At 70.0% G+C, this 12,283-nt stretch carries 8 protein-coding genes; 2 read left to right on the plus strand and 6 right to left on the minus strand.

The genetic code is table 11. From position 1 onward, the window contains the following. Positions 1-103: 103 nt before the first annotated feature. From QTI45_RS04245 to QTI45_RS04270, 6 genes are all read right to left on the minus strand, one after another. Positions 104-2,434 carry a TonB-dependent receptor gene (locus QTI45_RS04245; protein ID WP_286653591.1) on the minus strand — a complete coding sequence of 777 codons (2,331 nt, stop codon included), beginning with the start codon at positions 2,432-2,434 and terminating at the stop codon, positions 104-106. Positions 2,435-2,532: 98 nt separating this feature from the next. Continuing rightward, positions 2,533-2,889: a DUF2946 family protein gene (locus tag QTI45_RS04250; protein WP_286367507.1), complete on the minus strand. Its 357-nt coding sequence runs from the start codon at positions 2,887-2,889 to the stop codon at positions 2,533-2,535. A gap of 58 nt (positions 2,890-2,947) precedes the next feature. Further along, a complete protein-coding gene (locus QTI45_RS04255; protein WP_286653592.1) occupies positions 2,948-3,301 on the minus strand; it encodes a hypothetical protein in 354 nt (117 codons plus the stop codon). A 30-nt stretch (positions 3,302-3,331) separates the two neighbouring features. Next, a complete protein-coding gene (locus tag QTI45_RS04260) occupies positions 3,332-6,439 on the minus strand; it encodes an efflux RND transporter permease subunit (protein ID WP_286653593.1) in 3,108 nt (1,035 codons plus the stop codon). Positions 6,440-6,448: 9 nt separating this feature from the next. Then, the gene (locus QTI45_RS04265; protein WP_286653594.1) at positions 6,449-7,606 is read right to left on the minus strand and encodes an efflux RND transporter periplasmic adaptor subunit; all 1,158 of its coding nucleotides are present in this window, start codon (positions 7,604-7,606) and stop codon (positions 6,449-6,451) included. Then, the gene (locus QTI45_RS04270) at positions 7,603-9,084 is read right to left on the minus strand and encodes an efflux transporter outer membrane subunit (RefSeq protein WP_286653595.1); all 1,482 of its coding nucleotides are present in this window, start codon (positions 9,082-9,084) and stop codon (positions 7,603-7,605) included. Before QTI45_RS04270 ends, QTI45_RS04265 begins: the two co-directional genes overlap by 4 nt. Before the next feature lie 262 nt (positions 9,085-9,346). On the opposite strand from QTI45_RS04270, the gene QTI45_RS04275 reads away from it, so the two are divergent. Both QTI45_RS04275 and QTI45_RS04280 read left to right on the plus strand, forming a co-directional pair. Further along, positions 9,347-10,882, plus strand: a complete 1,536-nt coding sequence (locus tag QTI45_RS04275; protein WP_286367512.1) for a sigma-54 interaction domain-containing protein — start codon at positions 9,347-9,349, stop codon at positions 10,880-10,882. 150 nt (positions 10,883-11,032) lie between these two features. Then, entirely contained in the window at positions 11,033-12,223 is a 1,191-nt protein-coding gene (locus QTI45_RS04280) for a substrate-binding domain-containing protein (protein WP_286653596.1), read from the plus strand. The last annotated feature ends 60 nt before the right edge of the window (positions 12,224-12,283 follow it).

Genomic DNA, 12,283 nt, shown 5'->3' on the forward strand with positions numbered 1-12,283 from the left:
GAGCAAAAACTGCTGCGCAGTTTCTTGGTCTGTCCCGCAAGGTTCTAGTCAGTTGAGGACAGAGCAAAACTGCTGCGCAGTTGTTGGTCTGTCCCGCAAGGTCTCAGAGATCCCAGCGCAATTCGGCGGTGTAAGTGCGCTGCGGGTAGGGGTGGAAGTTCCAGTATTGGTAGTTGTTGGCATTGTCGATCCCGAAGGCGGCGGACCACTGCTTGTCGATCTGATAGCGCACGCGCAGGTCGACCGTGAAGTACCTGCTGGCGCCGAAGTAGGCGAAGCCGTTGACGTCGCTGTTGTCGAGCGTCGAGTACTGCTTGCCGCTGTAGCGCGCCGCCGCGGTGAACGCCCAGCGGGCATCCGGCTTGTAGGTGGCGAACACGGTCGAGCGCCAGCGCGGCACGCGCGGCTGCCATTTGCCCACCGAGGCCGGGTTGAGCGCATTGGCCACGGTCTTCGAATCGGCGAAGGTCAGGCTGCCTCCCAGATCGAGCCCGCGCATCCACACGTCCTGGCCGGTGTAGGCCAGCTCGAAGCCGTTGGTGCGCACGCGTTCGATGTTCGTGACGCGCGTGATGCTGGTGTTGGGGATCAGCTGGTTGAAGAGCGCATCCTCGGTGGTCTCGTGGAACAGCGTGGCGCGCGCGATGCCGTTGCCGAGGTCTTTTTCGGCGCTGAGCTCGGCGGTCCAGGACTTCTCCGGCTTGAGGAACGGGTCGTTGATGAAGGACAGCGCCCCCCCGGTGGTGGCGCCGTAGAGCTCGCCCACGGTCGGATAGCGCACGGCGCGGCCGATCGAGCCCTTGAGCACCGTGTCAGGCGTCAACTGGTAGGCCAGTGCGCCCTTGGGCGAGAGGTCCGACTCGCTGCGCGACGCGTAGGCGAGGTAGTTCGCCGCGGTCGCGGTGAAGCCGTTGCTGGCCTGCCAGTCTTCCGCGCGCAGGCCCAGCACGGCCTTCCAGTTCGGTGCGAAGGACCAGCTGTCCTGGGCCCATGCGGCGATGGTCTCGGTGTTGCCGCCGACGTTGCTGACCAGCGTGCCGGAAGGGCCGTTGATCCAGTTGCCGATCGCGTTGGTCTTGAGGATGCCGAGCTTGTAGGCGGCGCGCGCGGCGCCGAAGTCCACGATGTGGGCCCCCGATATGCCTTGCGGCCGCCAGGTGCCCTTGGCCGCGAGCGTGTTCCAGCCGGTGGTCCCGCCCTGGTCCTGCACGGTTCCGGCGCCGCCGAACTCGGCCAGTGGCGGTGCCACCGTGGGCGCGCGCTGGATGTCGGTCGCGTAGTCGTAAAGGCTCGCGGCCACCTCCCAGTCCCATTCGCCCTTGGTGTTGCTCTTGACCGAGAGTCCGTGCATGTAGTGGGTCTGCTCGTCGTTGGTGAGCGGGAATGCAGTCGGCCCGAGCGTGAAGCTGCGCCCGAGGATATTGATCGCCCCGGTGTACACCGGCCGGCCGGCGCTGTTGCTGAGGAAGGTCGCGGGCCGGCCTTCGGCGTCGTTCTGCCAATAGCCCAGGGTGTAGCTGGCGGTCACCGTGGGCGAGATGTCGTAGGCCAGCTTGATCTTGGCGTGGTCCTGCAGCGTGTGGTACTGGGTGCCGGTGCCCAGGATGTACCAGGGCGTGTTGGTGGTGTTCAGGCCCGGCACGAAGCCGACCACCGGCGTGCCGCCGCGGCCGGGCGTGCCCGACGCGACGGTTGCGGTCGTGAAGGTCTGCGGCTGGCCCTGGCTGTCGGTGCGATTGAGGTTGATCCACCAGCTCCAGTCGCCGCTGCGGCTGCCGAGCGAGGCGCTGGTCTGCCAGCTGTTGAAGGTCTCGTTCGTGTTGTAGAGGTCGTTCGGCTGCGACGAGTAGCCGGCCTTGACGTGGGCCTCGAACTGGGTCGGCTTGCGCGTCACGTAGTCGACCACGGCGCCGGCCGAGTTGCCCGGGTAGGCGGCCGAGAAGGGGCCGTACATGACGTCGACGCGTTCGATCTCCTCGGGCGTCACCAGGCCCCAGCGCGGCGCGTAGTTGGTGCCGTTGGAGATGCCGTTGCCGAGGTAGTTCGACAGCAGGATGCCGTCGGCGTAGACCGCCGAGCGGGCGCTGTTGCCGGTGCCCGAGGCGCGGGTGGAGAGGATCGCGTGGTTGTAGTCGCCGATGTAGCGCTTGCGCACCAGCAGGCTGGGCAGGTACTTGAGCGCATCCTCGCTGTCGGTGGCGTTGATGCGGGTCTCGATCTCCTCGCGGGTCATGCTCTCGATGGTGGTCGGGATCTGGGTCGGCAGCGAGCTCGGCGGGCCGCCGGTCACGGTGACGACGCCGAGCGAGCGGGATCGCTCGGCGGCCTCGTCGGCCGCTGCAGCGCCCTGCGCATCCTGCGCCAGGGCGGGCAGCGCCCACCACGGAAATGCCGCGCCCAGCGCGAGCGACAGCATGGTCTTGTTCTTGTTCATGGGGAACCTCCTCGGCACCCCTTCCGGTGCCACCGCATTGCTGGAAACGCGCAGCGATGCGCCCTCCAGGGCGCCCGCGCGTCAGGTCTGGAGCAAGCTCAGGAGAGAGGAGGTCCGCGCGCCGGCAGCGGCGCCGCGGTCGCCGCGGCGATGCGCGCGGCGGGAATCGGCTGGAGCGCGTGGCCCAGCGGAAGCAGAGCCGGCAGCCGCACGGCCGGCAGCGCGGGTGGCGGTGCGCCGGCCGTCAGGCACAGCGGGCAGTCGAGGTGGCCGGCGGCCGGCGCCTGGGCGCCGTCGTCGGTCAGGACCACCAGCATGGTGGCGCCGGCGGCCGAGCAGACGACTTCCATCGGCTTCGGCTGCACCAGCGGCGATGCCACTGCGACGCCCAGCGACAGCACGAACCACGCCAGCACGAAGCTGGCGAGGAAGCGGGCGCGGCGCAGGGCGGACATGGACAGGATTATGCGGCTCGGGCGACCGGCTTGGGAGCCTGGTGCGGGCGCCCGAGGCTCAGCGCGAGGGCGGGTCGGCCGGCACCACCGTGGTCGAACGGCGCGAGCGCACCGTGTCGGTCGCGCCCGGCACCGGCGCGCCTTCGGGTGCCACCACGGTGGCTCGGCGGTCGGGGGTGCGGGTCGTGACGTTGGCCGGCGGCCCGCCGCGCGCGCGGTCCAGCGCGATGCCGGCGTCGCGCACGCAGGCCTCGCGTTCGGGCGTCGGCAGCTTGCCGCTGTTGCACACGGCCAGTTGCCGCTCATGGCGTTCCTGGGCCTGCTGCAGGTCGGTCGGGGTCTGGGCCGAGGCGCCGAGTGCGGCAGACAGCAGGGCGCCGGAGGCCGCGGCGCGGAAAACGAGTCGAGTCATGGTGTGGCTCCGTCGATGGACGGGGCTAGTCTATCCCGCGCCCTGGTCCGCGTCCGGCTTCGGTTCGGCTGCTGCGGGCTTGCCGCGCAGCCGCCGTACCGTGCGCCGGATCCAGCCCTCGACGTCGTCGACATAGGTGAACACCGCCGGCACCACCAGCAGGCTCAGCACGGTCGAGGTGATCAGCCCGCCGATCACCGCCATCGCCATCGGCGAGCGGAAGCTGGAGTCGGCGGCGCCGAGCCCGACCGCGATCGGCAGCATGCCGGCGCCCATCGCCAGCGTGGTCATGATGATCGGCCGGGCCCGCTTGTGGCAGGCATCGCGCAGCGCGTCCCAGCGCGACAGGCCGTGCTCGCGGCGCGCGACGATCGCGTATTCGACCAGCAGGATCGAGTTCTTGGTCGCAATGCCCATCAGCATGATGAGCCCGATCAGCGAGGGCATCGACAGCGCCTTCTGTCCGATCAGCAGGCCGACGAAGGCGCCGCCCAGCGCCAGCGGCAGCGCGCACAGGATCGTGATCGGATGCAGGAAGTCCTTGAACAGCAGCACCAGCACGATGTAGATGCACAGCACGCCGGTCAGCATCGCGAGGCCGAAGCTCGCGAACAGCTCGGTCATGACCTCGGCGTCGCCGACCTCGGCAACGCGCACGCCCGGGGGCAGGCCGCGGATCGAGGGCAGGTTCATGGCCGCGTCCTTGGCGTCGCCGAGGCCGACGCCCGACAGCTCGATCTCGAAGTTGACGTTGCGCGTGCGGTCGTAGCGGTCGATCACGGCCGGGCCGCCCTCGACCGTGAGCGCCGCCACCTGTCCCAGCATCACCGGGCCCCGCGCGCCGGGCACGGCGAGGCGTTCGAGCAGCGCGAGATTCTGCCGCGCCGAATCCTCGAGCTTGACCACGATCGGCACCTGTCGCTGCGCCAGGTTGAGCTTGGGCAGGTTCTGGTCGTAGTCGCCGAGCGTGGCGACGCGCAGCGTCTCGGCGATCGCCGAGCTCGTCACGCCGAGGTCGGCGGCGCGCGCGAAGTCGGGCCTGACCGCGATCTCGGGCCGGATCAGGCTGGCGGTCGAGGTGATGTTGCCGAGGCCGGGGATGGTGCGCAGGTCGCGCTCGACCGCGCGCGCCGCGGTGGTCAGTGCGGCCGGGTCGTCGCCGCTCAGCGCCAGGATGTACTTCTCGCCCGAGCCGCCCAGGCCCACGGTGCTGCGCACGCCGGGCAGCGATTCGAGCGCGGCGCGGATCTGGTTCTCGATCACCTGCTTGCGCGGCCGGTCGCCGCGCGGGTCGAGCTGGATCGTGAGCGTGGCCTTGCGCGTCTCGGGCGTGCCGAAGTTCGCGAACGGGTCGCCGCCCGCGCTGCCGCCGCCGACCGTGGTGTAGACGCTGCGCACATGGTCGATCGCCATCAGGCGCCGGCGCGTTTCCTCGGCGGTGGCGGTGGTCTGGGCCAAGGTGGCGCCGGGCGCGAGCGACAGGTAGACCTGCGTCTGCGAGTTGTCGTCGGGCGGGATGAAGCCGGTCTTGAGCAGCGGGATCATCGCCACCGAGCCGAAGAAGAAGAGGGTGGCCAGCACCATGGTCGTGAAGCGGTGCTTCAGGCACCACTCGGCCATCCGCATGTAGATCGCCAGCCAGCGCGGCTCCTTTTCCTCGCCGACGATCGGCTTCAGCAGATAGGCCGCCATCATCGGCGTCAGCACCCGGGCAACGACCAGCGAGGCGAAGACCGCCAGCGAGGCGGTCCAGCCGAACTGCTTGAAGAACTTGCCGGCCACGCCGCTCATGAAGGCGGTCGGCAGGAACACCGCGATCAGGGTGAAGGTGGTGGCGATCACCGCCAGGCCGATCTCGTCGGCCGCCTCCATGGCCGCCTGATAGGGCGTCTTGCCCATGCGCAGGTGGCGCACGATGTTCTCGACCTCGACGATCGCGTCATCGACCAGGATGCCGACCACCAGCGACAGCGCCAGCAGCGAGATCACGTTGACCGAGAAGCCCAGCAGGTACATGCCGGCGAAGGCCGGGATCACCGACATCGGCAGCGCCACCGCCGAGATGAAGGTGGCGCGCCAGTCGCGCAGGAACAGCCAGACCACGATCACGGCCAGGATCGCGCCCTCGTAGAGCAGGTGCAGCGAGCCCTGGTATTCCTCCTCGACCGGGGCGACGAAGTTGAAGGCCTCGGTGAGCTGGAGATCGGGGTGCTGGGCGCGCATCTCGGCCAGCGCCTTCTGGATCGCGGCGCCGACCTCGACCTCGCTGGCGCCGCGGCTGCGCGCCACCTCGAAGCCGACCACCGGCCGGCCGTCCAGCAGGGCGGCGGCGCGCGGTTCGGCGATGGTGTCGCTGATGCGGGCGACTTCGTCGAGGCGGATGCGGCGGCCGTCGGTCAGCGCGATCTGCATGGCGGCGAGCTGGTCGGCCGACTGCACCGTGGCCAGCGTGCGCACCGGCTGCTCGCTGCCGCCGACGTCGGCGCGGCCGCCCGCGCTCTCGGTCTGCACCAGCCGCAGCTGGCGCGAGATGTCGGCCGCAGTGGCGCCGAGCGCCTGCAGCTTGGCCGGATCGAGGTCCACATGCACCTGGCGCGTGACGCCGCCCACGCGGTTCACCGCGCCGACGCCGGGCAGCGCCAGCAGCTTCTTGGTGATGTCGTTGTCGACGAACCAGGACAGCGCCTCGGCGTCCATCTTGGCGGACGCGATCGTGAAGGCCAGCACCGGCTGGGCCGCGAAGTCGAGCTTGGTGACCACCGGATCGCGGACGTCGGCCGGCAGGTCGGCGCGCACCCGCTGCACCGCCGAGCGCACGTCGTCGACCGCCTCCTGCACCGGCTTCTCGAGCCGGAACTCGACGATCAGCGTGGCGGCGCCGTCCTGCACCTTGGTCGTGATGTGCTTCAGGCCCTGGATGGTGGCGATCGAGTTCTCGAGCTTGCGCGCGACATCGTTCTCGAGCTGCGAGGGCGAGGCGCCCGGCAGCGCCGCCGAGACCGTCACGGTCGGCAGGTCGATGTCGGGGAAGTTCTGCACCTTCATCGCGTTGAAGGACAACAGACCCGCGAAGGTCAGCAGCACGAACAGCATCACCGCCGGGATCGGGTTGCGGATGGACCAGGCCGAGACGTTCATGGCGGCTCCTTACTTCGCGGCCTCGACCGCGGGCTTGGCACCGGCCGGCGGCGGCTCGACCACGCGCACCAGGTCGCCGTCGTTCAGGAAGCCGGCGCCCTGGACCACCACCCGGGCATCGGCCGGCAGCGGGGTCGTGATCTCGACCCGGTCGCCGACGCGGCGGCCGGTCTCGACCTTGAGCTGCGCGACCCGGTTGTCGGGCTGCAGCAGCAGCAGGTAGTTGAAGCCGTCGCGCGGCACCACCGAGGCCTGGGGCACGGTCAAGGCGCTGGTGCGGCCGAGCTGGAAATCGCCGCGCGCGAACATGCCGGCCTTGAGGCCGGTGTTCTGCAGCACGTTCGGGATGTCGACGTAGACCAGCGCGGCGCGGGTCTGCGGATCGACCGTCGGCGCGATGCTGCGGACCTTGCCGCTGACCTGGGCGCCGCTGGCGCTGGTGATCACGGCCGGCGTGCCGACCGCGATGCGGCCGAGTTCGGAGGAAGTGACCTCGGCGCGCCATTCGAGCCGGCCCTGGCGCACCATGCGGAACAGCTCGGTGCCGGCGGCGACCACGCTGCCGACGGTGGCGGTGCGGGCCGAGATCACGCCGTCGTCGGGCGCCAGCACCTGCGTGTTGCGGCCGCGCACCTGCTGCGCGGCCAGCACCGCCTCGGCCGCCTCGACCCTTGCCTTGGCAGTCTGCTCGGCCGTCTGGTACTGGTTGATCTGCTGCTGGCTCATCGCGCCGGTGGCCTGCAGCGTGCGTGCGCGCGCCGCGGTGCCGGTGGCGTCGGCGGCGGTGGCGCGGGCCTCGGCCAGCGAGGCCTTGGCCTGGGCCACGTCGGCCTGCACGGATTCGGGCGAGAAGGTCGCGAGCACCTGGCCCTTCCTGACCAGGTCGCCGACGTTGACCCGCACCTCGGCCAGCTTGAGGCCGTTCGATTCGGAGCCGATGCTGGCCTCCTGCCAGGCGGCGACATTGCCGTTGGCCGCCAGCGTGACGCTGAGTTCGCTGGTCTCGGGCTTGGCGACCGTGACGGTCAGCGAGGGCCGGGCGGCGGCTTCGGGCTTTTTCTCGGGCGCGGCGGCGGACTTGCCGCGCATCAGCCAGAAGGCGGCGGCGACCAGGACCAGCAGGGCGGCCAGCACGACGAGGAGGGTGGAACGCTTCATTCTTTTCATGGCGACGGTGCGGAGGCAGGGGCCGTAGAGGCCAGGGATTCGGGCCGCGTCCAGCCGCCGCCCATGGCGCGGTAGAGCGAGACCCAGGCTTCGGCGCGCTCGCGCTGCAGCGCGACGCGGGCGGTCTGCGAGACGAACAGGGTGCGCCTTGCATCCTCGAGGTCGAAGAGGCTTGCCAGACCGGTGTTGAAGCGGGCCTGGGTGGCGTCGAAGGAGGTCTGGTAGTTCCGCACCGCGGTGTCGGCATCGGCCGCGCGCTCGCTGGTGCTCTGCAGGTTGATCAGCGCCTGTTCGACTTCGCTCACCGCGCGCCGCACGCTGGCGCGATAGAGCGACACCGACTCTTCGTAGCGGCCCTTGGCGGCGTCATAGTTGGCTGCCAGGGTGCCGCCGTCGAAGATCGGGACGTTGAGCGCCAGCGGTCCGAGGGTCCAGGTGTCCAGGGTTTCGCTGAAGCCGCCGCCGCGCACCTTCAGCACGGCGATCGATCCCTGGAGCGACAGGCGCGGGAAGCGCTGAGCCAGCGCCGCGCCGGCCTCGGCGCTCGCCGCTGAGACGTCGAGTTCGGCCGCGTAGACGTCCGGCCGCTGCGCCAGCGCCTCGGCCGGCACGCTGTAGACCGCCTGCACGGCGGGCAGCGTGACGTCGATCGGGGCGGCGGCGAGCCGGCGCGCCAGTACCGTTCCCTCGATGCCGGTCAGCGCCACCAGCGCCTGCTGCTGCACGCTGCACAGCGCGCGCTGCTGGGTCAGCCTGCCGGCCGCCTCGGCGGCGCTGGCGCGGGCCAGCGCGGCATCGGCGGGCGCGGTGAAGCCGGCCTGCGCCGACAGCTCGGTCAGGCGCGCGGACTCGGCGCGCGACTGCGCGTCGGAGGTCGACACCACCAGCTGGCGCCGGCAGGCCCGCTCGGCGAGGTAGGCGTTGGCAGTCTCGGCGGCGACCGAGACCCGGGCGTCGTGCCAGCGGGCGTCGGCGCCCGCATAGCGCGACTGGGTGGCGTCGCGGCTGGCGCGAAGGCCGCCGAAGAGGTCGATCTCCCAGCTCGACTGCAGGCCGGCCTGCTGCGTGGTGAGCGGGGGGATGTCGGTGCCGGTGCTGCCGGTCGAGAAGCCCGAGGTGGGCGAATTGCCGCGGCTGGCCGACAGCGAGCCGTTGAGGTTCGGCACCAGCGCAGCGCCGGCCGCGACCCGCGAGGCGCGGGCTTCGCCGATGCGCGCCTGGGCGCTGGCCACGGTCGGGCTGGCGGCCTCGGCGGCGACGATCAGCTCGACCAGCAGCGGGTCGTTGAGTTGCCGCCACCATTCGGCCAGCGAGGGCATGGAGCCGCCGTGGGGCAGGGCGGCGGTGCCGGCCGGCAGCGGCGTCTGCCATTGCGCCGGCGTCGGCGCCGCGACCTGTTCGGGCGGCCGCGGAACGGCGCAGGCGGCGAGCAGCAGGGGAGCGGCGAGACAAAGCGCGGGGAGCCGGGAGTTCCTCATGAGATTCCGCAAGAAAGGTGTGACGTCGCGTGGCGACGGGTCGTTTCGCCAGGGCGTCGGCAGGCGGCCGGTGGGCCGCGCAAGGGGCGCAGCATAGCAAGCCCCGGTGGGTCGCCCTGTAGTCGCGCACCGCAACTTCGAAAGCCACCGATGGTAGTGAATCGGCCGGGCCGAATCGTGCGATCCAGGACCTGTCCGATGTTTGCTGCGCACTGGAATCTTCCGATTCGGCAGTCGAATTGATCGGCGCTACGATCCCGCCATGCCCTCCGCCACCGCCGCACCCCCCGCCTTGCCGCTCGATGCCGAAGGCATCCTCGCGCTCGCTGCGCGCTCGATGTTCCATCTGTTCTCCAGCATCAGCCAGGGCATGTTCCTGGTCGACCGGGGCGGGCGCATCGTGTGGGTCAACGAGGGCTACCGGCGTTTCCTGCCGGCGCTGGGCTTCTCGTCGATCGACCAGTTCCTCGGCCATCGGGTCGAGGACGTCATTCCCAACACCCAGATGCGCCGCGTGCTCGACACCGGCGAGCCGATCCTGATCGACCTGCTGACCAACAAGGCCGGCACCTTCGTGGTCAGCCGGATCCCGCTGCGCGAGGAGCGCGAGGGCGATGCCGGCGCCACGCCGGGCGAGGTGATCGGCGCCATCGGCATCGTGCTCTTCGACCATCCCGAGACCACGCTGCAGCCGCTGATCAGCAAGTTCGCGCTGCTGCAGCGCGACCTCGACGACGCCCGGCGCGAGCTCGCGAGCCAGCGCGCCAATCCGCTCTACCAGCAGTCGGCCGACGGCCAGCGGCGCTCCAAGTACACCTTCGCGAGCTTCATCGGCAGCAGCCCGGCCGCGGTGGAGGTCAAGCGCCACGCACGGCGCGCGGCGCAGTCGTCGAGCCCGGTGCTGCTGCTCGGCGAGACCGGCACCGGCAAGGAACTGCTGGCCCACGCGATCCATGCCGCCTCGGCGCGGGCCGGCGGCATGTTCGTCAGCGTCAACATCGCGGCCGTGCCCGACACCTTGCTCGAGGCCGAGTTCTTCGGCGTCGCGCCCGGCGCCTTCACCGGCGCCGACCGCAAGGCGCGCGAGGGCAAGTTCAAGCTGGCCGACGGCGGCACGCTGTTCCTGGACGAGATCGGCGACATGCCGCTGGGCCTGCAGGCCAAGCTGCTGCGTGCGCTGCAGGAGGGCGAGATCGAGCCGCTGGGCTCCAACAAGCTGGTGCCCTTCGATGCCCGCGTGATCGCCGCCACTTCGCGCGACCTCGCGGCGCTGGTCAGGGAAGGGCGCTTTCGCGAAGACCTCTACTACCGCCTCAACGTGCTGCCGGTGCGCGTGCCGCCGCTGCGCGAGCGCCGCGCCGATATCCCGGCGCTGGTCGAGGTGCTGGGCGAGGACATGGCGCTGCGCAGCGGCGAGGCCCCGCCCGAACTCGCGCCCGACGCGCTGGCGCTGCTGGCGGCGCAGCACTGGCGCGGCAACATCCGGGAGCTGCGCAACGTGCTCGAGCAGGTGACCATGCGCAGCGACTCCCAGCGCATCGACGCCGCCCAGCTCGAGCGCATCCTGCGCGAGGCCGGGCAGGAGAAGATCGCCGCGCCCGAGCCGCTGCCGAGCGAGGCCGCCGATTCGGCCGAGGGTGCGGCGCTGCTGCGGCCGCTGGCGCAGCAGGTGGCCGAGCTCGAGCGGCGGGCGATCGCCGCCGCGATGGCCGCGACCGGCGGCAACAAGCTGGCGAGTTCGCGGCTGCTGGGCATCTCGCGCGCCACGCTCTACGAACGTCTGGAAAACCCTGAATAAAAAATATGCAACTGACTGAAACTTGGACAGTTCGTCTGTCCTGATTTCAGTCTTTCCAGAGCGAAACCAAGGGAAAGTCCTTTGTTTTCAAGGCGATGGAGGCTGGCACGAACTGTGCAATATTCAGCCATCACCTTCAGGAGACAAAGAATGCAACGTCGCTACCTCGTCGCGCTGGCCACCCTGGCCACCGCAGGTGCCCTGGCCCTCCCGGCCTGGGCCCAGTCCAACGAGATCAAGATCGCCCACATCTACAGCAAGACCGGTCCGCTGGAAGCCTACGGCAAGCAGACCCAGACCGGCTTCATGATGGGCCTGGACTACGCGACCGGCGGCACCATGACCGTCAACGGCAAGAAGATCGTCGTCATCGAGAAGGACGACCAGGGCAAGCCCGACCTCGGCAAGTCGCTGCTCGCCGCAGCCTACGCCGACGACAAGGCGGCGCTGGCGGTCGGCCCGACCTCTTCGGGCGTGGCGCTGGCGATGCTGCCGGTGGCCGAGGAATACAAGAAGATCCTGCTGGTCGAGCCCGCCGTGGCCGACTCGATCACCGGCGACAAGTGGAACAAGTACATCTTCCGCACCGGCCGCAACAGCTCGCAGGACGCGATCTCGAACGCGGTCGCGGTCGACAAGGCCGGCGTCACGGTCGCCACGCTGGCGCAGGACAACGCCTTCGGCCGCGACGGCGTGAAGGCTTTCGGCAGCGCGCTGAAGAAGGCCAAGCTGGTCCATGAGGAATACCTGCCGCCGGCCACCACCGACTTCACCGCAGGTGCGCAGCGGTTGATCGACAAGCTCAAGGACCAGCCGGGCCGCAAGATCATCTGGATCGTGTGGGCCGGCGCCGGCAACCCCTTCAAGATCGTCGACCTCGACCTGAAGCGCTATGGCATCGAGATCGCGACCGGCGGCAACATCCTGCCCGCCATGGCGGCCTACAAGGCGCTGCCGGGCATGGAAGGCGCGGCCTACTACTACTTCGGCATTCCGAAGAACCCGGTCAACGAGGCCATGGTCTCGATGCACTACAAGGAATTCAAGACGCCGCCGGACTTCTTCACGGCCGGCGGCTTCTCGGCCGCGATGGCGATCGTGACCGCGCTCAAGAAGACCGGCGGCGACACCAGCACCAACAAGCTGATCACGGCCATGGAAGGCATGAGCTTCGACACGCCCAAGGGCAAGATGACCTTCCGCAAGGAAGACCACCAGGCGATGCAGTCGATGTACCACTTCAAGATCAAGGTCGATCCCGCGTTCGCGTGGGGCGTGCCGGAGCTGGTGCACGAGATCAAGCCTGAAGAGATGGACATCCCCATCAAGAATAAACGCTGACCCCCAGGTTGCCCGGCACTTCGTGTCCGGGCGCCCACCCCCTTTCAGGGGGCAACACCA

Origin of the sequence: Variovorax saccharolyticus (genome assembly GCF_030316765.1) — a bacterium.
GTDB lineage: Bacteria > Pseudomonadota > Gammaproteobacteria > Burkholderiales > Burkholderiaceae_C > Variovorax > Variovorax saccharolyticus.

Excerpts from the sequence above, each read along its gene's own strand:
- QTI45_RS04280 (WP_286653596.1), top strand. The coding sequence starts at position 11,033 with ATGCAACGTCGCTACCTCGTCGCGCTGGCCACCCTGGCCACCGCAGGT.
- QTI45_RS04250 (WP_286367507.1), bottom strand. The coding sequence starts at position 2,889 with ATGTCCGCCCTGCGCCGCGCCCGCTTCCTCGCCAGCTTCGTGCTGGCG.
- QTI45_RS04265 (WP_286653594.1), bottom strand. The coding sequence starts at position 7,606 with ATGAAAAGAATGAAGCGTTCCACCCTCCTCGTCGTGCTGGCCGCCCTG.
- QTI45_RS04260 (WP_286653593.1), bottom strand. The coding sequence starts at position 6,439 with ATGAACGTCTCGGCCTGGTCCATCCGCAACCCGATCCCGGCGGTGATG.
- QTI45_RS04270 (WP_286653595.1), bottom strand. The coding sequence starts at position 9,084 with ATGAGGAACTCCCGGCTCCCCGCGCTTTGTCTCGCCGCTCCCCTGCTG.
- QTI45_RS04255 (WP_286653592.1), bottom strand. The coding sequence starts at position 3,301 with ATGACTCGACTCGTTTTCCGCGCCGCGGCCTCCGGCGCCCTGCTGTCT.
- QTI45_RS04245 (WP_286653591.1), bottom strand. The coding sequence starts at position 2,434 with ATGAACAAGAACAAGACCATGCTGTCGCTCGCGCTGGGCGCGGCATTT.
- QTI45_RS04275 (WP_286367512.1), top strand. The coding sequence starts at position 9,347 with ATGCCCTCCGCCACCGCCGCACCCCCCGCCTTGCCGCTCGATGCCGAA.